The following is a 22,484-nucleotide window of genomic DNA, read 5'->3' on the forward strand; positions in this document are numbered from 1 at the left end:
ATATCGGGTATTGCTATTAGTACGACTCGGTTTTATAATAAAAACATCGAAGAGAGGTCGCGAAAAATAAGAGTAGCAACAACAAGCCGGACAAACGGCAGTGCGTTGTTGTCAAAGGATTTTTCGCCGAAGTGAACGTTTGTTTGTCAAAACGTTGGCTGGGACTTGGCTAAATAAGTCAGGGACTGTCGCGGGTAGTACTCGCGGAGCGCTCGCTATTGAGATGTTTTGGTGTTTTTGACGGAATAATTTTGATAGAATAAGCTAGCGCAGTTCGATGTTAAATTGAAACTGCGCTTTTTTAGTGGCTTGAAATGAGGCTCCTCTTTTGGATAAATTTAATTTATTTTAGGAGGAATTTTGATGGCACAAAACGGAGTGAAGCGTAAGCTCAAGACTAGGCACCTATCGATGATCTCGTTAGGCGGTAGTATCGGGACTGGGTTATTTGTCGCTAGTGGTTCGGCGATTTCAACGGCGGGCCCTGGCGGTGCTTTGGTCGCTTATGCTGGGATCGGGATCATGGTTTATTTTTTGATGACTTCTTTAGGGGAAATGGCAACTTACCTGCCCGTGACCGGTTCTTTTGCGACTTATGCCGGGCGTTTTGTTGATCCGGCGTTTGGCTTTGCGATGGGGTGGAATTACTGGTTTAACTGGGTGATCACGTTGACCGTGGACATTTCGACGGTCGGGATCGTGATGAAATTCTGGTTTCCCCACGTTTCCAGCTGGATCTTTAGTTTAGCGGCTTTGGCAATTATTTTTGTGATCAATGCCTTAACGGTCAGTTCTTTTGGTGAGACCGAATACTGGATGGCGCTGATCAAAGTAGTTACAGTCATCATCTTTTTGATCGTCGGTTTTTTGACGATTTTGGGGATCATTTCGGGAAAAGCAGTTGGTTTGGAAAACTTCTTCTATAAAAAAGCACCGTTTGTCGGCGGGATCCCGACCATTCTCTCGGTCTTCGTTGTCGCCGGTTTTTCGTTTCAGGGCACGGAGCTGATCGGGATTACGGCTGGTGAATCCGCTACGCCGGAAAAGAGTATTCCTAAGGCGATCAAGCAGGTCTTTTGGCGGATCATTTTATTTTACATCCTCGCGATTTTTGTGATCGCAGCGTTGATCCCGTATACCAGCCCGAACTTGTTAGGGGCAGATGCAACCGATATTACGATCAGTCCGTTCACCTTAGTTTTTCGGCGCGCAGGTTTAGCGGGAGCAGCTGCCGTAATGAACGCTGTGATCTTGACTTCGGTCTTGTCCGCGGCTAATTCGGGGATGTACGCTTCGACCAGGATGTTGTATTCACTAGGCCAAACCGGTGAAGCCCATCAGAAATTTGGGACGACTAATAAACGAGGTATTCCGGTGACTTCATTGATCACCACTGCCGTGATCGCCTTACTGATTTATGCTACCAGTATTTTTGGTGATCAGATCTACAATTTCTTAGTCAGTGCCAGCGGACTGAGTGGCTTTTTAGCCTGGGTCGGGATCGCCGTTTCGCATTACCGTTTCCGGCGTGCGTTCAAGGCGCAAGGCCATGATTTAGGCGAGTTAAAATACCAGGCTAAGTTTTTCCCAGTCGGGCCGTTACTAGCCTTAGTTTTGTGTTTGCTGGTGATTGCCGGGCAAGACCCGCATTCATTTGCGACGTGGAATTGGCAGGCGATCTTGGTTTCTTACATGTCGGTGATCCTTTTTGTGATTTTGTACGTTTATTATAAAGTTAGGTACCGCACTAAGGTGATCCCGTTAGACCAAGTCGACCTGACCCCCCATGATATTAACCGGGAAAAAGAGTCCGAGGCTTGAATTTGAGCGCGATTTAATTTATATTGTTCTTAGATAATCAAACGCAAGGGTATGCTATAAGTATGCAAGGCAGAGACGTACTGGGCGGTGTGAAGTACGACGCAGAAATTCCGGGATACCAAAGCGGGCAGGCAATGCTGCACGGGAGACCGTTATCACAATTAAGGTGCGGCTATTTTAGTCGAACGTGGGTGGTACCGCGAAGAGCAAGGCTTTCGTCCCAAGGAGGGAGCCTTGCTTTTTTGTGTATTTAAATTTAAAAGGAGTGGTAGTTGTGTTAGACATCAAATTGATCAGACAAGATCCAGATACTTATAAGAAAAGGTTAGCGACAAGGGCAGTTAAGCCACAGCAGATCGATGACTTGTTAGCTGAAGATAAAAAGCGCCGGGAGTTATTGCAACAAGCCGAGCAGTTAAAACGCAAGCGTAATGACGTTTCCGCTCAGATCGCCCAGGTCAAAAAGCAAAAACAAGATGTCAGCCAACAGATTGCACAGATGCGCGCGGTCGGAGAAGAGATCAAAGAATTAGACGAAAAAGTAGAGCAGGTAAAAGCGCGGGTCCACGACATGGCTTCGCGGCTACCTAACATGCCTAACCCGACGATCCCGATCGGTAAAGACGAGAGTGCTAACGTAGAATTGCGCAAAGTGGGTGTTCCGCGGCAGTTTGACTTCACGCCACAGGCACACTGGGACATTGGCGAAAACCTCGGTATTTTGGATTTTAAACGGGCAGCCAAGGTTTCCGGCGCACGTTTTGTTTACTACCGTGGATTAGGGGCTAAACTGGAACGTGCCTTGTATAACTTTATGTTAGACGAGCACGAAAAGGAAGGCTATACCGAAATGATCCCGCCATATATCGTCAACGACGATTCGATGTTTGGCACGGGTCAATTTCCTAAATTCACGGAAGACGTTTATCAACTGAAGGGTCAGAAAATGACGCTGATCCCGACGGCCGAAGTGCCACTGACGAACTATTACCGCGACGAAGTGATCCCTGCTGATCAATTACCGGTTTATGTGACCGCGCTGAGTCCGTCGTTTCGTTCGGAGGCCGGTAGTGCGGGCCGTGATACCCGCGGCTTGATCCGGATGCACCAGTTTAATAAAGTCGAGATGGTCAAATATACTAAGCCGGAAGATTCTTACGCCGAATTAGAAAAAATGACCACTAACGCCGGTAACATTTTGGAAAAATTGGGGCTACCTTATCACGTGATCACCTTGTCGACCGGCGATACCGGATTTAGTTCCGCGATGACCCATGACTTGGAAGTTTGGATGCCCGCACAAAATACCTACCGCGAAATTTCCAGTTGCTCGAACTGCGAGGATTTCCAGGCCAGAAGAGCGCACATTCAGTACCGCAAAGAAAACGGACAACTAGATTACGTGCACACACTGAACGGTTCGGGATTAGCAGTCGGTCGGACAGTCGCCGCTATTTTGGAAAATTACCAAAACGAAGACGGCTCGGTCACGATTCCCGCAGTTTTGCGTCCGTACATGCACGGAGTAACGCAGATCAAGAAATAATTTACTGCTAGTAAGTTGTGACGTAAAATAGGCGTATACGAAAAGGAGTGATCTGAGTGCAACAAGAAATTACTACAGAACAATTACAAAATTTTCACGCCAGTTTGGCTAAGCATCCGGGTGCGGCTGTTGTTACGCGGGCTGTCAGCCACCAGGGCATTTTAGCCACCAGTGCCGACTACCAAGCAAACGTCGACATGACACCGGTCTTTTCGATCGATTTGGACACCGGTAAAGTGGCTAACCAAAAGCAATCCGGCCGCTGCTGGATGTTTGCCGCGTTAAACACGATGCGCCACGATATTTACAGTAAATATAAGGTGGAAGCAGACTTTGAGTTATCACAAAGCTATACTTTCTTTTGGGATAAATTGGAAAAAGCCAACTATTTTTACCAAAATGTATTAAATACCGCCGAGTTGCCGACCAGCGACCGCAAAGTGGCGTGGCTGCTCAAAGAACCGCAAGGAGACGGTGGTCAGTGGGATATGATCGTGGCTTTGATCCAAAAATACGGCGTAGTGCCACAAAGCGTGATGCCTGAGACCAAAAACTCTTCTGCTTCTGCTCAGTTTGACAGTACGTTGAACCTGAAGTTACGTAAAGACGCGGTCGAATTACGTGAATTGGTAGCTAATAACACGCCACAAGAAAAGATCGACGCGCGCAAAGAAGAGATGTTGAACGAAGTTTACCGTATTTGTGCGTATAGTTTTGGTGAGCCACCGGCTAAATTCGATTTTGCATACCGCGACCAAGACGATCACTATCATTTGGATAAAGACCTGACCCCGCAAAAATTCTTTGAAAAATACGTGGGCTGGGATTTAGACGACTACGTTTCGGTGATCAACGGACCGACGGCAGACAAGCCGTACAACCAAATGTACACGGTCGAAATGTTGGGTAACGTTGTTGGGGGCCGCCAGATCCGGCACTTAAACGTCGACATGGATACCTTTAAACAAGTTGCTTTGAAACAATTACAAAATAAGACGAGCGTTTGGTTTGGTTGCGATGTTGGTCAGTCTTCCGACCGTAAAGCGGGGATCATGGATACGAATTTGTATCACCGTTCGGAGTTATTTGACGTTGACCTTTCCATGTCGAAAGCAGAACGTTTGGATTACGGCGAAAGCATGATGACGCACGCGATGGTCCTAACGGGTGTTGACGTGGTTAACGGCGTTCCTACCAAATGGAAGGTCGAAAACTCGTGGGGCGACAAGGTCGGAACTAAGGGCTTTTTCGTCATGAGCGATGCGTGGATGAACGAATATTGCTACCAAATCGTGGTCAATAAAAAATTCCTGCCCGCTAAATTACGCGACGTTTTAAAACAGGAACCAAAAGTGCTAGCACCGTGGGATCCGATGGGTTCGTTGGCATAAAAGGAGTTGGGACAAAAAGCGCTTAGCAGTCGAGCACTAGCCTAGTTTCAAAGTAAAACGTGTACTTTGGTTTTATTTTGAAACGTAGCTAGGCGCAAACTGCTGCTTTTTGGAGCACGATCAAATAAGTTGTGAAGTAAGGCGTTTAGCTAGCCTAGGCCAGCAATAAGTCGTTTTAAGACTTTTGCCGGACGTAGTTAGATTAGAATAGCTGCCTTACGGAGCACGATTAATCAAGTTGTAAGTTAGACTGCTGGCTTAAAAAACGCGATTAAGTTACGTAAAATAAAAGTGGGGCCGAGGCAAATTTTTTGTCTCGGTCCCACTTTATGTTGTGATAACTGATTGCTTGTACTTCAGTGCCACTTAGTCCACGACTGCTAAGCGGCTTGACTCACAGCTTGATTTAATTGCGCTCGTCAAGCCAGCAGTCTAGGGCCCTAAGGACACCTCACGACAAATCCAAGTACAGGATTTGCCGTTCAGTGCCACTTAGTTCACGACTGCTAAGCGGCTTGACTCACAGTTTGATTTAATTGCGCTCGTCAAGCCAGCAGTCTAGGGCCCTAAGGACACCTCACGACAAATCCAAGTACAGGATTTGCCGTTCAGTGCCACTTAGTTCACGACTGCTAAGCGGCTTGACTCACAGTTTGATTTAATTTTGTCTATTGATCGTTTCTATTCCGTCCGGGTGGCCGACGATCACCGTGTCGACGATGTCTAAAAATAGGCCGTGTTCTACCACTCCTACCCGGTTGATCAGCGAAAAAGCCAATTTGTACGGGTCGGTGATCTCGTGAATGTGTAAATCGATAATGTAATTATCCGAATCAGTTAACAACAAGCTGTTTTTGTCGTCGGTCTTACGAAAAGTCGGTGCAAAGCCCTCTTGGTCTAAGCGTTCGAAGACTTTTTGACTGCCATAAGGAATGACTTCGATCGGTAACGGGAAAGCACCGAGATGCTTGACCATTTTACTTTGATCGACGATCCAGATATTCTTATGCGAATTGGTGGCTACGATCTTTTCGTACAGTAACGAAGCGCCGCCGCCCTTAGTTCCCTGCAAGTCGGCGCTGATCTCGTCGGCCCCGTCGATCGTGAGGTCGATATGATCAACGGCGTCGACCGATTTAAGTGGGATCCCTAAATTACTAGCTTGGTTAGCAGTTTTTCTCGAAGTGGTAACTCCCGTGATATGTAAGTCTTCGTTACGGACCCGTTGCCCCAAAGCTGACACCATGTATTTAGCGGTCGAACCGGTACCCAGACCGACGATCATGCCGTCTTCTACGTATTCGCTGGCTTTAGCACCGACGATTTTTTTTAATTCATCTTGTTTCATTGCTAAACCTCCCTGATAAATTGTCGTTTTAAAATCATTGTTTGTTTCACGTTGGGCGTAGTTATTAAATTAAAGCTGTTGGATGATGTTGGGACAAAATTTTGTTTTATTCCAGTTGCCTTTTTGGTTTTCGTAAGTAATAGACTTAATCGCGTTTTTCAAGCCAGTAGTCTAGGTCCTAAGGACACCAACAAACAAATCCAAGTACAGGATTTCGGTGCCACTTAGTCCGCGATCGCTGACCGGCTTGACTCACAGCTTGTCTAATCGTGCTCCAAAAGCAACAGTTTGCGCCTAGCTACGTTTCAAAATAAAACTAAAGTGTGGGTTTTACTTTGAAGCTAGGCTAGTGCTTGACTGCTACCGCTTTTTGTCCCAACTTCCTAACTTTATTATTATAACATTGTGTTGCAAATATTTCAGAAAGTTTAAAATCAATTAAATATGATAGAGAGCAAAGAATCTAAGTGCTAAACTGATAACAGAACCAAGCTGTGAGGTCAGCTGCTTAGCAAGACGACCAAGTTGAACTGAACTTGGTTGAATTGCGTAGTTAAACGTAAGCAACTGCTAGTTTGACAAGCGTACTTAGAACGCCAGTGAAAATTTGTTAACAACAAGGAGAGTAACGTGAAAAGAGGATTTGAAATTGTCAGCAAGTACGCTGATCAGGAGTTGCATTTACCCCAACGGGAAACCCGGTTGGCGGCGGGCTACGATTTTTGTGCGGCCTGTGATTTTGTGTTACCCAGCATTTGGAAACATGATTTTGTGCGCATCATAGCGTTTTTGCGCCGGAAAAAGTCGCTTACTGACAAGCAATTAGCGACTGCTAAACAAGCTTTACGTCCTTATTTGGTCCCGACTGGCATCAAAGTGCGCTTGCCGGAGACGGAATTTTTACTGCTAGCTAACCGGTCAAGTGGGTCGTTAAAACGGAGCTTGATCCTCCCTAATGGTGTCGGGATCGTCGACGCTGATTACTATAACAACGATAAGAACGAAGGAGAAATATTCTTTCAGTTGATCAATTTAGGGGTGCGCGATTACCGTATCAAAAAAGGCGAGCGTATCGGACAGGGAATCTTTATGCCTTATCTGCGAGCCGACAACGAAAAGGCACCACAAAAACAACGGACTGGCGGCTTTGGTTCGTCGGGAATCTACTAGCAACGGAGGTCAAGATGGCTAAATCAAGTGTGAAATACGTGTGCCAAAATTGCGGCTACATGTCCGCCAATTACCTAGGGCGTTGTCCTAACTGTGGTGAATGGAACACCATCAGTGAACAAGTCGTAACTAAAACTTCCGCTAAGACGCGGGCGCAGGCGACTACTAACCGGCCGCAGCGGCTAAAAGAGATCTCGCTGACCCAAACGCCGCGAGTCAAGACTAAAATTGCCGAGTTAAACCGGGTGTTAGGCGGTGGGATCGTACCCGGTTCGCTGGTGTTGATCGGCGGGGACCCAGGGATCGGTAAGTCGACGCTGTTGCTGCAAGTTTCGGGCCAATTAGCCCAGTTAGGCGGCAACGTTTTGTACGTTTCGGGAGAAGAAAGTGCCCAGCAGATCAAATTACGGGCCTCGCGCCTGCACGTTTCCAGCAGCGATTTTTATCTTTATCCCGAAACCGACATGGAAGCCATTAAGGAAAATATCGCGGAGCTCAAACCAGAATACGTGATCATCGATTCGATCCAAACGATGCAAGCTCCTGACGTCACTTCGGCGGTCGGGAGCGTGGCGCAGGTGCGTGAAGTGACCGCTGAGTTAATGCGGATCGCCAAGCGCCAAGGGATCACGATCTTTATCGTCGGTCACGTTACCAAGGGTGGCGCGATCGCGGGCCCGAAGATTTTGGAACACATGGTCGATACCGTGCTGTATTTTGAAGGCGATTTACATCATTCCTACCGCATCTTGCGGGCCGTTAAGAATCGCTTTGGTTCGACTAATGAGATCGGCGTTTTTGAAATGGTCGACCGCGGGTTGGCCGAAGTTGCTAATCCTTCGGAGATCTTTTTGGAAGAACGGTTGCAAGGAGCGACCGGCTCGGCAGTAGTCGTTTCACTGGAAGGCACCCGGCCGATTTTGGTGGAGGTGCAGGCATTGGTGACGCCGACGGCTTTTGGCAACGCGAAACGCACGACTTCGGGGCTCAATCAAAATCACGTGGCCCTGATCATGGCGGTCTTGGAAAAAAGGGCGGGCTTGCTATTACAAAATCAAGACGCCTATTTGAAAGCCGCCGGGGGAGTTAAATTAGACGAACCCGCCGTTGATTTAGCCGTGGCGGTCAGCATCGCTTCTAGTTACCGCGACCAGCAAACGGCACCGACCGATTGTTTTATCGGCGAACTGGGGTTGACGGGCGAGGTGAGAAGGGTCAACAATTTAGCGACGCGGATCCGCGAAGCCCAGAAGTTAGGTTTTAAACGAATTATCGTGCCGCAAAATAATTTACGAGATTATCAACCCGAGAAAATTCAAGTTATTGGTGTCAAAACGTTAAAACAAGCACTGCATTTTGCATTTGAATAAGTGATAAGGAGTGGTTGAATGCGCAAAAAAATGATTGAAGTGATTTTTGGTTTATTGGGGATCGGCTTAGGCTATTCGATCATGCCGGTAGTATGGTTGGCCTGCGGTGTGCGTAATCGCTGGTTAAATAACATTTTTACCGACATGTTAATTGGACTGGTCGTTTTTGTGATCCTGTCGTTCTTTTTGGTCGGCCCGTTAGACAAAATGATCAAACGCGTCGAACGTTTTTTGGTCAAAGCTAAACCTGAAGTGATCGTCAGTGAAGTGGTGTCGACGATTTGCGGCTTACTGATCGCGGTGTTACTTTCATTACTATTCTCGAATTCGCAATTATTCTTTTTCAATACGATCTTGCCGATCATTTTGTTGATTTTATTTGCTTATTTAGGATTTAACGTCGGGCGTGCGCGTTTTAGTGAGATCAAGGGGATTTTTTCGCGGCGCAAAAAAGCGGCGTTAAACGCCGAGCTTCAAGAACAGATCACCGAACAAAATCCAATCTTGGAGCGCAAGGTCGGCGATAATTTTCATAAATACAAGTTGTTAGATACCAATATCTTGATCGACGGACGTATTTACGACCTAGTCAAGGCCGGTTTTTTGGAGGGGACGCTGATCGTTCCTAATTTTGTACTGTATGAATTGCAATACATCGCGGATTCGGCCGACAGCGTCAAACGAGTTCGGGGCCGGCGCGGGTTAGATATTTTAAATAAACTGCGCGAAGAAAAGATCATGCCCGTCGAAATGTACGAAGGCGATTTTCCCGATATCCAAGAAGTCGATAGCAAGCTATTGAAACTAGCGAAGCTGTTAGATGCGATCGTGGTGACCAATGACTACAATTTAAATAAGGTCGCGGAATTTCAAAACGTACGGGTCTTAAACATCAACGCCCTAGCGAAGGCACTCAGGCCGCGGGTGATTCCCGGTGAGAAGTTACGGGTCACGATTATTAAAAAGGGAACGGAACGCCAACAAGGCGTGGCTTACCTGGACGACGGCACGATGATCGTGGTTGAAGATGGGCGTTATTACATTAACAAGCAACTGGAAGTAGAAGTGACCAGCGCGCTGCAAACCGATGCGGGGAGAATGATCTTCGCGAAACCGCTGCACTCCAAGCGGGAGTTAAAGGAAAAGTAGGCTGATACCGGCACGGATTTTAGCGTGTTTAGCTTCAAGTGTTGCTTGCCTAAATGAAAAACGCTTAGTAGCGCCTATTCACTTTTAGGCATACTCATAGTAAAATAAAATTATTACAGTCAATAGAAGAGAGGCAATTATAGTGGCAGATGATAAGATTCGGGTACGTTACGCTCCTAGTCCAACCGGACACTTGCATATTGGTAACGCACGCACTGCTTTATTTAATTATTTATTTGCACGGCATAATAACGGAACGTTTGTGTTGCGCATCGAAGACACTGATACTAAAAGAAACGTCAAAGACGGCGAAAAAAGCCAGATGGAAAACTTACACTGGCTGGGCATCGACTGGGATGAAGGCCCGGACAAACCGGGTGAATACGGTCCTTACCGGCAGTCGGAACGGCGCGATATTTACCGGCCGCTGATCCAAGAATTACTGGACAAAGACTTGGCTTACGAGTCTTACATGACAGAAGAAGAGCTCTCGGCCCAACGCGATTTGCAGCGGGCTAACGGCGAAGCTCCGCGTTACGTCGATGAATATGCGGGGATGACGCCGGAACAGATCGCCGCTAAAAAACAAGAGGCTAAAGCGCAGGGATTAAAGCCGGTGATTCGCTTACGGATCCCAACGCACCACACTTACGAATGGAATGATATCGTTAAGGGCAAGATCGATTTTAAATCCGACACGATCGGCGGGGACTTTGTGATCGCTAAACGTGACGGGATGCCGACTTATAATTTTGCGGTGGTCGTAGACGATCATTTGATGAAGATCACCCACGTTTTGCGTGGCGATGACCATGTCGCTAATACACCTAAACAACTTGCAGTTTACGAAGCCTTTGGTTGGCAACCGCCCAAATTTGGTCACATGTCACTGATCATCAACACGGCCACTGGTAAAAAGCTCAGCAAGCGTGACGAAAGCGTTTTGCAATTTATCGAACAGTACCGCGACCTAGGTTACTTGCCCAACGCGATGTTTAACTTCATCACGTTATTGGGCTGGTCACCGGTCGGAGAATCCGAGATCTTCACCAAAAAGCAGTTCATTAAGATGTTTGACCCTAAGCGTTTGAGCAAATCACCGGCTGCTTTTGACGGTAAGAAATTAGAGTGGGTCAATAACCAGTACGTGAAGGCGGGCAACACCGACCAGATCGCAGCGTTAGCCTTAAGACAGTTGATCAAAGCCAAACGGTTGCCGGCAGATCCGGATACCAAAACGATCGAATGGGCACGGCAGTTAACTAATTTGTACAAACAACAGATCTCTTACGCAGCGCAGTTATTAGACCTAGCGGAGATCTTTTTCGAAGAGCCACCGGCTTTAGACGATGCCGCTAAAAAGGAACTGGCAGACGAGAGTGCACCGGTCGTTTTACGTTCCTTTGCGGCTAAGATCAAGGAATTACGGCTCTTTACCGCCCACGATATCCAACAAGTGATCATGAGTATTCAACAAGAGACCGGGGTACGGGGACGCAAGTTGTACATGCCGATCCGGATCGCAACGACTCGCGAGATGCACGGTCCCGACTTGGCACCTTCGATCGAACTGATCGGGAGGAAAAAAGTGCTAGCACACTTGGAACAGACTTTAGCAGAAATGGCGTAATAGTCGAGTATAATAAGGGACTGGGACTAACATATTTTGTCTCGGTCCTTTTGTTTTGGACGGCGTGAACTAACTAAGTCGAACTGACCAGATTAGTTGAATTTAATACACGTGGCCAGTAAAATGACAACCATAAACCCTTAAAGGAGGGACGGCGATGATCCAGCTCTATAACACTTTGACTAAGCGCAAAGAAAAATTCGTCCCGCAAACGCCGGGACAGGTATTGTTTTATGTTTGTGGGCCGACGGTTTATAATTATATTCATATTGGTAATGCCCGCAGTGTAGTGGCGTTTGACACGATCCGGCGTTACTTGGAATTTCGCGGCTACCGGGTCAATTACGTTTCTAATTTTACCGACGTGGACGATAAGATCATCCGGGCCAGTCAAGAACAACAATTGCCGACTTCACGGTTGACCGCCAAATTTATCGCGGCCTTTTACGAGGATATCGCGGCGTTAAACGTCAAAAAAGCGACGCTCAACCCGCGGGTGACGGAAAATATCCCGGAGATCATTTCGTTTATCCAAGACTTAATAGACCAAGGATTTGCTTATCAAAGCGCGGGTGACGTTTATTACCGTACGCGTAAGTTTGCCGCTTACGGTCAACTTTCCGGGCAGTCCCTAGATGAATTAGAGTTAGGGGCTAGTCAGCGGGTGGTGGCCAGCGACCAGGCGAAAAAAGAAGACCCGCTCGATTTTGCGTTGTGGAAACAAGCGGCGCCGGCTGAGCTCGGGTGGGATTCTCCGTTTGGTTGGGGGCGCCCGGGCTGGCATATCGAATGTTCGGTAATGGCGACCAAGTATTTGGGCAAAACGCTCGACATTCACGGTGGCGGTCAGGACCTAGAATTTCCCCATCACGAAAACGAGATCGCGCAAAGCGAGGCACAAACGGGGCAAAAATTTGCTAATTACTGGATGCATAACGGTTTTGTCACGGTCGGCAGTGCTGGCGAAAAGATGAGTAAGTCGCTGGGCAATTTCGTCACGGTCAGGGAGCTGATGAAGACAGTCGACCCGCAGGTGTTACGTTTTTGGATGGCGACGACCCAGTACCGGCGGCCGTTGCATTACACTACGGCTAGTATCAAAGACGCGCAGGCTAACCTAACTAAACTAAAAAGTGCGCTGGATAACGTTGCTAACCGAACGGACGACGCGCAGTCAGGCGAAATCGAACAGGACGTGAAAGAGCAGTTCGCACAGCTGCAAGCGAAATTTATCGCGGCGATGGACGACGATTTTAACGTCCAAAACGGGATCGCCGTGTGCTATGAAATAGCTAAGTTACTCAACGTGTACGCCCAACGCCCACAGGTGGTCACGGGCACGCTGACTTATTTGCAAGAGCAGTTGACACAGCTCTTAGCGTTATTTGGCATCGAATTTCACAGCGGCGCGCCGTTGGAACAACAAGTTGCAGACCTGATCGTGCAAAGAGACACGGCTAGGAAAAACCGGGACTTTACTCGTAGCGACCAGATCAGGGACCAATTAAAACAGCAGGGTATTATTTTAGAAGATACCCCGCAGGGAACAAAATGGAAAAGGAAATAACATGACACAAGTAGATTATCACCAGTTAAACGGCATTGCGCTAGCTTATATCGGCGATGCCGTCTGGGAAGTTTTTGTGCGCGAACATTTGTTGGCGCTGGGGCTCACTCGCCCTAATAAATTACACCACCAAGCGACTCACTACGTTTCGGCTAAAGCGCAGGCGTTTTTAATAGACCAGTTGGAAGCTAGCGAGTTTATGACTGCCGCGGAGGCGGAATATTACAAACGCGGGCGCAACGCTAAGAGTCACACGACGGCTAAGAATACCTCGGTCGTGACCTACCGGATCTCGACGGGCTTTGAGGCGTTGTTTGGCTACTTGTATTTGAGCAAGCAAAAAGAACGGCTCCAAGAGATCGCAAAGTGGTGCATCGCACGGGTTGAGGAAAGTGGGCAAAATGGAAAAGAAAACTAAGCAGCAACAGTCATTAGTGATCGGCAGGCACGCCGCCTTAGCAGCACTTAAAAGTGAACATGAGATCAATAAGGTGTATTTGCAAGAGGGAGCTAAAGCAGACGCCCTAGCACAGTTAGCGACCTTGGCGCGCAAAAAGAAGGTCGTCGTCTCGCGGGTCCCTAAGGCAAAACTGGACTTACTAAGTGACGGGCAAAATCATCAGGGTGTGGTGCTCACGCTGGCTGCTTATCACTACACTACGTTAGATGATTTATTCGCTAACGCCGCTGCCAGCAAGCAAGAGCCCTTCTTTTTGATCTTAGATAAGATCGAAGACCCGCATAACTTGGGTTCGATCATCCGGACGGCAGACGCGCTGGGCGTGCACGGGGTGATCATTCCTAAACGGCACGCGGTCCAGCTGACGTCCACGGTGGCTAAGGCGGCCACGGGTGCGTTAGAATTCGTGCCGGTGATGCGGGCTACTAATTTGGTGACGGTCGTTCAAGAGCTCAAGAAACGCGGAGTCTGGGTCTTTGGTACGGACATGGCCGGTGGCGATTTCAGGAAATGGGACGCTCAAGTGCCATTAGCCTTAGTGATCGGTAACGAAGGGCGGGGAATTTCACCGCTGCTCAAAAAAAATTGCGACGAGATTTTAACGATCCCGATGAGCGGACACGTCCAGAGTTTAAACGCCAGCGTCGCTACCAGTCTGTTGTTGTATCACGTTTTTACCAGCCGGGGCAATTAAAATGAAGAAAAATATTCTGATTGTGGATGCTTATAATATGATCGGCAACTGGCCAGTCTTAGCTAAGTTAAAAAAAGAACGCTTGGAAGATGCCCGTGACTTGCTGTTACAGTTGCTTTCAAATTACCACAAACAGAGTAATTATCAGATCATCGTGGTTTTTGACGCGATGTACGTGCCCGGTATCTCCCAAAGCTATCGCCAGTACACTTTAGATGTGGTGTGGACCGACGAGGGGCAAACTGCCGACAGCTACATCGAAAGTTTAGCGGGGCAGTTGATGGACCCATTGACTCAAGTGACCGTGGCGACTAGCGATCAGGCCGAGCAGTGGACGGTCTTTTCGCAAGGAGCGCTGCGCAAACCGGCGTGGGAATTGTACCAGGATTTAAAACGGGCGCAAAAAGAAGTTACTAAAACGGCACGTGCTTACCAAGACCAGCAACGCTTGAATCCGTGGAAACCGGATCAGTTGGAAAAACTGGCGCACTTGCGCGATGAATTATCGCGGTGAGTTGAGTTCGGCTGGAGCATGTGCTAAGGTTAAAGCGATGAGGAGAAAAAATGGCAAACAGAAAAATTGCGTTGGCGTGCAGTCAGTGTGGTTCGCGTAATTACACTTTAACGGAAAATCCGGCGCGCACTAAACGCTTAGAGATCAAAAAATATTGTAAGTACTGCGGCAAACATACACTGCACCAAGAAACGAGGTAAACGTAGCTATGAGGTTTATTAAAAACGTATTTCAGGCGATGAGAGACACGACGTGGCCGACCGCTAAGGAAAACCGACATGATACGGGGATCGTGGTCGTGATGTCACTAGCCTTTGCGGCGTTTTTTGCGATTGTCGATTACGCGGTCCAGTTGGGTTTGAGCTTTTTTTCCTAGGGACGCTAGTAATCAAGGTAAAATTTTGTTATAATTTGGTGAAGAAAACTTCGCGCAGTCGAGGTTTTTTTATTTGGCAAAAATCATAAAGGAGCGCAGTTTGATGGCAGAGAATTTGGCGAAAAAATGGTATGTGTTGCATACTTATTCCGGCTACGAAAATAAAGTTAAAGAAAACCTGACTTCTAGGGCGCAGTCGATGGGCATGGAAAATAATATTTTCCGTGTGGTCGTCCCCGAAGAAGAAAAACACGAACGTACTAAGACGGGCAAGGATAAGATCGAAAAAACCAAGACTTTTCCCGGCTACGTGTTAGTCGAGATGGTGATGTCCGACCAATCATGGTACGTCGTGCGTAACACGCCAGGCGTGACCGGCTTTGTTGGTTCCCACGGTGCCGGCAGTAAGCCTGCTCCGCTATTGGACGAAGAGATCAGCAACATTTTGCACCACTTGGGGATGTCGGCGCGCCAGGAGAAATTCGAGGCAGAAGTGGGCGACAGCGTGACGATCATCGACGGGGCTTTTGCTGGAATGAGTGGTAAGATCACCGCGATCGATAACGAAAAGATGAAGTTGCGGGTAGCCATCACGATGTTTGACCGGGAAACGGAAGCCGAACTGAATTTCGAACAAGTCGATAAGAACTAATTTAAAAAATACCGCTGTGAGTAAGTCAAGCTTGCAATTTAATAGTACAGATGGTATGTTAATGAAGTATGTCTAGGCATACACGTGGGAGGTCAAATCACTGACCATCCGAACCACACACGGATCTTTAAGGAGGAATACACCGTGGCAAAAGAGATTACAAACGTTGTTAAATTACAGATTCCTGCTGGCAAAGCAACTCCTGCTCCCCCAGTTGGACCGGCTTTAGGCCAGGCTGGGATCAATATCATGGGCTTTACTAAGGAATTCAATGCCCGGACGGCAGATCAAGCTGGCATGATCATCCCAGTTGTGATCAACGTGTACGATGACCGTTCATTTGATTTCGTTACTAAAACCCCACCGGCAGCTGTATTATTGAAAAAAGCTGCAGGTGTTGATAAGGGTTCCGGCGAACCGAACACTAATAAGGTAGCTAGTGTAACTAGTGCCCAAGTGAAAGAAATTGCTGAAACCAAAATGCAAGATCTAAACGCCGCAGACGTTGAAGCTGCGATGCGCATGATTGAAGGAACTGCTCGGAGTATGGGCTTTACCGTTAAGGACTAAGTTGACCGGCAGGCGGATACTTTATGAAAATGAAGCTATCAAGTGGGAGGTTTATCCGTTAGACCACAGATTGCAAGGAGGATATTAACGAATGGCTAAGAAAAAAGGCAAAAAATATTTAGCAGCTGCTAAACAGGTGGAAGCAAACAAAAACTACACCATTAACGAAGCAGTCGCTTTGGTGAAAAAAATTGATTTCGCAAGCTTTGATGCTAGTGTAGAAGTAGCATTCAAGTTGAACTTGGATACTAAGCAAGCAGACCAACAGTTACGTGGTGCCGTGGTGCTACCGAACGGAACTGGTAAAGATCAAAAAGTGGTCGTCTTTGCTAAGGGCGCTAAGGAACAAGAAGCTAAGGATGCCGGTGCTGATGTAGTCGGTGCTGAAGACTTAGTTGCTAAGATCCAAGATGGCTGGTTGGACTTTGACGTCGCCATTGCTACCCCTGACATGATGGCTCAAGTTGGTCGTTTAGGTCGGATCTTAGGACCGAAGGGCTTAATGCCTAACCCGAAGACTGGCACGGTGACGATGGACGTTACTAAAGCCGTTTCCGAATCTAAAGCCGGCAAGGTCACTTACCGGACAGACCGTGACGGCAACGTGCACGTGCCGCTCGGTAAGGTTTCATTTAGTGAAGACGCTTTGGTAGGCAACTTCCAAACGATTTACGACGTGATCGCTAAGGCACGTCCTTCCGCTGTTAAAGGAATTTACTTACAGCACGCTTCATTATCTTCAACCTTTGGCCCCAGTGTTACTTTAGACACCGCAGCTCTTTAAGATAATTAGTTGATCAATTGACTTTCACTGACGATTATGTTAAGTTAGTGAAGGTCAATTTTATTATACTGCCGTAGACTCAGGTGGCGTGAGCCTTAATATCCTGCCGAGGAGATCAGAGAATACTCTTTTTTCCTGTGTCTTGGTGGATACAGGATTTTTTATTGCAAAAATCCGTAAACTAATTCAGGAGGTGAAATCATGAGTAAGGAAATTATTGCCCAAAAAGCTGCAGTAGTTGATGGTTTAGTTGAAAAATTCGCTGCTGCTTCTTCTTTGGTCGTAGTGAACTACCGGGGCTTGACCGTTGCAGAAGCTACTGACTTACGTAAACAATTACGTGAAGCTGGTGTTGAATTGCGCGTGGTTAAAAACTCGTATTTACGTCGAGCCGCTGATAAGAGTGGTTACGAAGGTTTGGACGAAGTCTTTACCGGCCCGACTGCTATTGCTTTTGGTAGCGAAGATGTGACTGCCCCAGCACGGGTACTCGCAGCTTTTGCCGAGAAACACGAAGCATTGCAGATCAAAGGTGGCATGATCGAAGGCGAAGTCGTTTCGATCGAACAGATCACCGAACTTTCCAAACTGCCAGACCGCGAAGGAATGCTATCGATGCTTCTTTCCGTCTTGCAAGCACCAGTGCGCAATGTGGCTTATGCGCTTAAAGCAGTTGCTGATAGCAAAGAAGACGACGCAGCCTAAGTGTTTAGCGTTAATCAATTAAAATGGAGGACTTAAAATGGCTTTAGATACAGAAAAAATCATTGCTGACTTAAAAGAAGCCAGCATCTTAGAATTAAATGACTTGGTAAAAGCAATCGAAGACGAATTTGGTGTTTCTGCCGCAGCTCCTGTAGCCGCAGCAGCAGGTGCAGCCGGCGGTGCCGCTGCAGAACAAACAGAATTTGACGTTGAATTGACCGACGCTGGTGCAGCTAAGGTGAAGACGATCAAAGTTGTTAAAGACATCACTGGCCTAGGCTTGAAAGATGCTAAGGGCTTAGTTGACGGCGTTCCTTCAGTAATCAAGGAAGGCGTTTCTAAAGACGAAGCAGAAGACATCAAGGCTAAACTTGAAGAAGTTGGCGCAGGCGTTAACGTTAAATAATCATTTAACTGTTAGTGTGCTTGCTAAGAAAGACCTGAGACGAAAAAATATTTTGTCTCAGGTCTTTTTCTATTGCCGTAAGATAATGATCTTAATTGTAGTCGTCAAGTCAGCAGAGTCCCTAAAGCTACCGAAACCGGAGTGGCTCACAGCTTGTTTTACATTAATTCATTTATTTTACAAACTTTTGTTTCGGCTTAAAGAAGCCGCTTTATTGCTTCTCAATTGCTGGTCAGTGCCTGAAAATTGAATTTTATTTAGAAAAAGAAGCCAACTAGCATGTGTTTTTGTCATATTAAGTCTAAACGCTTCTGTGCTAGTCACTAGTGGGCTGAGGCCGGGTAATTATGTTTTGCACAACCTATTTTGTGACAAAAAATTACGGGCTGGTAATTAATTTACGAAAAGTGCGTGATCGTTAATAATTTTGCAACTTAAATGACACATAGGACTTGTATACTACGTTTTGTCATTTGATATGACGTGATGGATGCAAGCGAGTCAATCATATAGGAGTGAATTTTTTAGTGAATATCAAGCAAACACTTTTAACCGTTGCAACTGCTGCCGGCGTGTTAGGCATTACTACGCTAGCTGCTCACGCAGATACTGTGACCGTTAAAGCGGGCGATACTCTCTCCCAAATTGCGTTGCAAAAACAGACGACTGTCGACAAAATTCAACAGGATAACATGTTACCCGACGTCAACTTGATCTTTCCGGGACAAAAGTTAACCGTAAATGCGGCTAAGACAACTGCTAACATTGCCAGCGTTAGTGCTCCCGCTAATGTCAGTACACCAGTCGCACCGGCCTCACCGGTCGTGACGAAAACAACTGCTGTAGCACCTCAAAGCGGTGAAAATGCTGCGAAGGAATACATTGCTGCACGGGAGTCAACAGGCTCTTATAGCGCACAAAATGGCCGTTACGTTGGTCGCTACCAGTTAGATGCTTCTTATCTGAACGGTGATTACTCACCGGCTAACCAGGAGCGTGTAGCTGATCAGTATGTTGCCAGTCGCTACGGTTCGTGGAGCAACGCGGCTAATTTCTGGCGCCAACACGGTTGGTACTAATTTAGTCAGCTAATAGAAGTTAATTGATTAGATGTGAATAGCAAAAAAGGAACCGGGGCAAGGAAAAATTTGTCTCGGTTCTTTTTGCATATATCAAAATTGGGGGCGTAAGTTATGTTAGCACGTTTAGCCAAGCTGGTCTTCAACGGCTAACCGTCAGCTTGCGCAGCTTGTTTTAATTGCGCTCGGCAAGCCAGCAGTCTAGGGCCCTAAGCACACGACAAAACAAATCCGAGTACAGTATTTATTCCGCCGTGCCCTTAGTCCACGACTGCTAACCGGCTTGCCTCGCAGCTTGTTTAATAAATTCTTAAATTATTTCGCAACCGTTAAAAAAGTTTTGCTTTTTAAATATAATAAAAATGGGGTATATTATTGTACATATAAACTGGACTGGCGGGTGAAATTATGCGCTTATCGATCATTTTAATTATTTTGTTACTGTGCTTGATCGGGGTTGTGATGGTAATTAGCGCGATTGGGATGAAGGAAAAAGACGCACTGGTAACGCGGCTCATTTTATTACTGCTCGGAGCCATGTGCGTGGTCGTTGCCATTTATGTGTTGGGACACTACATTCCCGGGCAGATCAGGTAACGTTGCTAGAAAAATTGGCACCATGCTATAATATACAAATTAATGCCGGCCATTGCGATTGCGACCGGCTATTTTGAATCTAATCAGTTAGGGAAATCATTATGAGATATCAAAGTCATTTAGCAACAACCGTAACACTGGCACTGCCGCTGATGTCTGCGGGCCAGCAGCTCAACTTGTTTAATTTAACGTGCGTGGGCTTCGGTGCACTTTTACCGGACATCGATCACCCGCGTTCTTTTTTAGGACAGCGCAGCCGGGTATTAAGCAGCGTGACTAATAAAGCACTAGGACACCGCAAGGGCACACATTCCTTGTTAGCCGCGGTGATTGTCTTTATTGGATTATCATGGCTACAAAATAAGTACTTGACAAATGGAACGTACGTCGCATTTTGGTTGACGTTTGGCTACTTGTGTCATTTGTTAGAAGATAGCTTTTCTAAAGAAGGAGTTAACTGGCTGTGGCCTTTCCCCCCCAAACGGCGGCATAAATTTTTTTATTACCAAACGGGTGGGATCACGGAATATTTGATTTTAGCCGTAGTGTTGTGTGTGTTGGCATTTGAATTGTACTTGTTGTGGCTGGGAAAACTAGGAGCAGGAGTGCCAGCTGAAGTATTAACTCTGCAACAAAAAGTGCTGAGTGTACGGCGTTTATTCGGCGGTTAAAATTTTTTAGTCAAAGGTATTGACGGCAAGGACAGAAGCGTGTATATTATTAAATGCTCACCGCTACGAGGTGCTGCGGTACAAAAAGTTAATTGAAATTAACAGTTGACTTGTTAGCGATGAGATGTTATAGTAATAAAGTTGTTGCTTGATAAGCAACAGAGTAGAACTTTGAAAACTGAACAAAGTTTCGTAAAAATGTGTGAGGTCGCTCGGAGCAATCCGGGTGCAAACATTTGCGAAGTCAATTTCGCTAGTAATCAAAAATGAGCTAAACAAACTGAGAGTTTGATCCTGGCTCAGGACGAACGCTGGCGGCGTGCCTAATACATGCAAGTCGAACGAGAATGTGTTGGGAGTGGTACTTGTATCACGAACAAGACAGGAAAGTGGCGAACGGGTGAGTAACACGTGGGCAACCTGCCCTTAAGTTGGGGATAACACTTGGAAACAGGTGCTAATACCGAATGAGCCCATAAAGCACATGCTTTATGGGGAAAAGATGGCGTCAGCTATTGCTTGAGGATGGGCCCGCGGCGTATTAACTAGTTGGTAGGGTAACGGCCTACCAAGGTGATGATACGTAGCCGAACTGAGAGGTTGATCGGCCACATTGGGACTGAGACACGGCCCAAACTCCTACGGGAGGCAGCAGTAGGGAATCTTCCACAATGGACGCAAGTCTGATGGAGCAACGCCGCGTGTGTGAAGAAGGTCTTCGGATCGTAAAACACTGTTGTCAGAGAAGAACGAGTTCTAGAGTAACTGCTAGAGCCATGACGGTATCTGACGAGGAAGTCACGGCTAACTACGTGCCAGCAGCCGCGGTAATACGTAGGTGGCAAGCGTTGTCCGGATTTATTGGGCGTAAAGGGAACGCAGGCGGTTTTTTAAGTCTGATGTGAAAGCCTTCGGCTTAACCGGAGTCGTGCATTGGAAACTGGAGAACTTGAGTGCAGAAGAGGAGAGTGGAACTCCATGTGTAGCGGTGAAATGCGTAGATATATGGAAGAACACCAGTGGCGAAAGCGGCTCTCTGGTCTGTAACTGACGCTGAGGTTCGAAAGCGTGGGGAGCGAACAGGATTAGATACCCTGGTAGTCCACGCTGTAAACGATGAATGCTAGGTGTTGGAGGGTTTCCGCCCTTCAGTGCCGCAGCAAACGCATTAAGCATTCCGCCTGGGGAGTACGACCGCAAGGTTGAAACTCAAAGGAATTGACGGGGGCCCGCACAAGCGGTGGAGCATGTGGTTTAATTCGAAGCAACGCGAAGAACCTTACCAGGTCTTGACATCTAGTGCTAACCTAAGAGATTAGGTGTTTCCTTCGGGAACACTAAGACAGGTGGTGCATGGCTGTCGTCAGCTCGTGTCGTGAGATGTTGGGTTAAGTCCCGCAACGAGCGCAACCCTTGTTGCCAGTTGCCAGCATTCAGTTGGGCACTCTGGCGAGACTGCCGGTGACAAACCGGAGGAAGGTGGGGATGACGTCAAGTCATCATGCCCCTTATGACCTGGGCTACACACGTGCTACAATGGACGGTACAACGAGTTGCGAGACCGCGAGGTCAAGCTAATCTCTAAAAGCCGTTCTCAGTTCGGATTGCAGGCTGCAACCCGCCTGCATGAAGTCGGAATCGCTAGTAATCGCGGATCAGCATGCCGCGGTGAATACGTTCCCGGGCCTTGTACACACCGCCCGTCACACCATGAGAGTTTGTAACACCCAAAGCCGGTGGGGTAACCGCAAGGAACCAGCCGTCTAAGGTGGGACAGATGATTGGGGTGAAGTCGTAACAAGGTAGCCGTAGGAGAACCTGCGGCTGGATCACCTCCTTTCTAAGGAAAATAACGGAAACTCACACAACGAAACTTTGTTTGGTTTTGAAAGCTCTACTTGGGGGCTTTAGCTCAGCTGGGAGAGCACCTGCTTTGCAAGCAGGAGGTCAACGGTTCGATCCCGTTAAGCTCCATTGACAGGCA

General features: G+C 47.2%; 22 protein-coding genes, 1 tRNA gene, 1 rRNA gene, 1 riboswitch and 1 other annotated feature. Of the genes, 23 read left to right on the plus strand and 1 reads right to left on the minus strand.

Features of this window, described 5'->3' with window-relative positions; all coding sequences use genetic code 11:
* Positions 1–43: 43 nt before the first annotated feature.
* Positions 44–222, plus strand: a riboswitch (Lysine riboswitch).
* Positions 223–363: 141 nt separating this feature from the next.
* The 3 genes from ACSYSK_RS02355 (at position 364) to ACSYSK_RS02365 (ending at position 4,758) form a co-directional block, all read left to right on the plus strand.
* Positions 364–1,821 (plus strand): amino acid permease, encoded by a 1,458-nt coding sequence (locus tag ACSYSK_RS02355; protein ID WP_491715362.1) that lies wholly within the window; start codon positions 364–366, stop codon positions 1,819–1,821.
* A 274-nt stretch (positions 1,822–2,095) separates the two neighbouring features.
* A complete protein-coding gene (serS, locus tag ACSYSK_RS02360; RefSeq protein WP_491715363.1) occupies positions 2,096–3,367 on the plus strand; it encodes a serine--tRNA ligase in 1,272 nt (423 codons plus the stop codon).
* A gap of 68 nt (positions 3,368–3,435) precedes the next feature.
* Positions 3,436–4,758: a C1 family peptidase gene (locus tag ACSYSK_RS02365; RefSeq protein WP_491715843.1), complete on the plus strand. Its 1,323-nt coding sequence runs from the start codon at positions 3,436–3,438 to the stop codon at positions 4,756–4,758.
* A gap of 658 nt (positions 4,759–5,416) precedes the next feature.
* Here the strand turns inward: ACSYSK_RS02365 and rpiA are convergent.
* Positions 5,417–6,106: a ribose-5-phosphate isomerase RpiA gene (rpiA, locus tag ACSYSK_RS02370; protein WP_491715364.1), complete on the minus strand. Its 690-nt coding sequence runs from the start codon at positions 6,104–6,106 to the stop codon at positions 5,417–5,419.
* Positions 6,107–6,736: 630 nt separating this feature from the next.
* Between rpiA and ACSYSK_RS02375 the strand changes: the two genes are divergently transcribed.
* From ACSYSK_RS02375 to ACSYSK_RS02470, 20 genes are all read left to right on the plus strand, one after another.
* The gene (locus ACSYSK_RS02375) at positions 6,737–7,276 is read left to right on the plus strand and encodes a dCTP deaminase/dUTPase family protein (protein ID WP_491715365.1); all 540 of its coding nucleotides are present in this window, start codon (positions 6,737–6,739) and stop codon (positions 7,274–7,276) included.
* 14 nt (positions 7,277–7,290) lie between these two features.
* Positions 7,291–8,646 (plus strand): DNA repair protein RadA, encoded by a 1,356-nt coding sequence (gene radA / locus ACSYSK_RS02380; protein ID WP_491715366.1) that lies wholly within the window; start codon positions 7,291–7,293, stop codon positions 8,644–8,646.
* Between the two features lie 18 nt (positions 8,647–8,664).
* Entirely contained in the window at positions 8,665–9,795 is a 1,131-nt protein-coding gene (locus ACSYSK_RS02385; RefSeq protein ID WP_491715367.1) for a PIN/TRAM domain-containing protein, read from the plus strand.
* A 142-nt stretch (positions 9,796–9,937) separates the two neighbouring features.
* Positions 9,938–11,425, plus strand: coding sequence for a glutamate--tRNA ligase (gene gltX, locus ACSYSK_RS02390; RefSeq protein ID WP_491715368.1), 1,488 nt, complete (start codon positions 9,938–9,940; stop codon positions 11,423–11,425).
* A 157-nt stretch (positions 11,426–11,582) separates the two neighbouring features.
* Positions 11,583–12,992: a cysteine--tRNA ligase gene (gene cysS, locus ACSYSK_RS02395; RefSeq protein ID WP_491715369.1), complete on the plus strand. Its 1,410-nt coding sequence runs from the start codon at positions 11,583–11,585 to the stop codon at positions 12,990–12,992.
* Between the two features lies 1 nt (position 12,993).
* Positions 12,994–13,410 carry a Mini-ribonuclease 3 gene (locus ACSYSK_RS02400; RefSeq protein ID WP_491715370.1) on the plus strand — a complete coding sequence of 139 codons (417 nt, stop codon included), beginning with the start codon at positions 12,994–12,996 and terminating at the stop codon, positions 13,408–13,410.
* A complete protein-coding gene (gene rlmB / locus ACSYSK_RS02405) occupies positions 13,394–14,146 on the plus strand; it encodes a 23S rRNA (guanosine(2251)-2'-O)-methyltransferase RlmB (RefSeq protein WP_491715371.1) in 753 nt (250 codons plus the stop codon). The genes ACSYSK_RS02400 and rlmB overlap by 17 nt, the downstream gene beginning before the upstream one ends.
* Before the next feature lies 1 nt (position 14,147).
* Positions 14,148–14,660 (plus strand): NYN domain-containing protein, encoded by a 513-nt coding sequence (locus ACSYSK_RS02410; protein WP_491715372.1) that lies wholly within the window; start codon positions 14,148–14,150, stop codon positions 14,658–14,660.
* Positions 14,661–14,710: 50 nt separating this feature from the next.
* Positions 14,711–14,860, plus strand: coding sequence for a 50S ribosomal protein L33 (gene rpmG, locus ACSYSK_RS02415; protein ID WP_491715373.1), 150 nt, complete (start codon positions 14,711–14,713; stop codon positions 14,858–14,860).
* An 8-nt stretch (positions 14,861–14,868) separates the two neighbouring features.
* Complete coding sequence (secE, locus tag ACSYSK_RS02420) at positions 14,869–15,036, plus strand: preprotein translocase subunit SecE (protein ID WP_491715374.1); 168 nt, start codon at positions 14,869–14,871, stop codon at positions 15,034–15,036.
* Positions 15,037–15,139: 103 nt separating this feature from the next.
* Positions 15,140–15,688 (plus strand): transcription termination/antitermination protein NusG, encoded by a 549-nt coding sequence (gene nusG, locus ACSYSK_RS02425; RefSeq protein WP_491715375.1) that lies wholly within the window; start codon positions 15,140–15,142, stop codon positions 15,686–15,688.
* Positions 15,689–15,832: 144 nt separating this feature from the next.
* The gene (gene rplK / locus ACSYSK_RS02430) at positions 15,833–16,258 is read left to right on the plus strand and encodes a 50S ribosomal protein L11 (RefSeq protein WP_491715376.1); all 426 of its coding nucleotides are present in this window, start codon (positions 15,833–15,835) and stop codon (positions 16,256–16,258) included.
* A 91-nt stretch (positions 16,259–16,349) separates the two neighbouring features.
* Positions 16,350–17,042, plus strand: coding sequence for a 50S ribosomal protein L1 (gene rplA / locus ACSYSK_RS02435; RefSeq protein WP_491715377.1), 693 nt, complete (start codon positions 16,350–16,352; stop codon positions 17,040–17,042).
* A 53-nt stretch (positions 17,043–17,095) separates the two neighbouring features.
* Positions 17,096–17,214, plus strand: a sequence feature (ribosomal protein L10 leader region).
* 29 nt (positions 17,215–17,243) lie between these two features.
* Positions 17,244–17,747, plus strand: a complete 504-nt coding sequence (rplJ, locus tag ACSYSK_RS02440; RefSeq protein WP_491715378.1) for a 50S ribosomal protein L10 — start codon at positions 17,244–17,246, stop codon at positions 17,745–17,747.
* A gap of 37 nt (positions 17,748–17,784) precedes the next feature.
* A complete protein-coding gene (gene rplL / locus ACSYSK_RS02445; RefSeq protein WP_491715379.1) occupies positions 17,785–18,153 on the plus strand; it encodes a 50S ribosomal protein L7/L12 in 369 nt (122 codons plus the stop codon).
* A gap of 527 nt (positions 18,154–18,680) precedes the next feature.
* Complete coding sequence (gene apf / locus ACSYSK_RS02450; protein ID WP_491715380.1) at positions 18,681–19,232, plus strand: aggregation-promoting factor; 552 nt, start codon at positions 18,681–18,683, stop codon at positions 19,230–19,232.
* 408 nt (positions 19,233–19,640) lie between these two features.
* The gene (locus ACSYSK_RS02455) at positions 19,641–19,829 is read left to right on the plus strand and encodes a hypothetical protein (protein ID WP_491715381.1); all 189 of its coding nucleotides are present in this window, start codon (positions 19,641–19,643) and stop codon (positions 19,827–19,829) included.
* Positions 19,830–19,930: 101 nt separating this feature from the next.
* Positions 19,931–20,500 (plus strand): metal-dependent hydrolase, encoded by a 570-nt coding sequence (locus tag ACSYSK_RS02460; RefSeq protein ID WP_491715382.1) that lies wholly within the window; start codon positions 19,931–19,933, stop codon positions 20,498–20,500.
* Positions 20,501–20,776: 276 nt separating this feature from the next.
* A 16S ribosomal RNA gene (locus tag ACSYSK_RS02465) occupies positions 20,777–22,340 on the plus strand.
* Positions 22,341–22,401: 61 nt separating this feature from the next.
* Positions 22,402–22,474, plus strand: a tRNA-Ala gene (locus ACSYSK_RS02470).
* Positions 22,475–22,484: the final 10 nt, after the last annotated feature.

Source organism: Ligilactobacillus sp. ESL1201, from assembly GCF_058503265.1.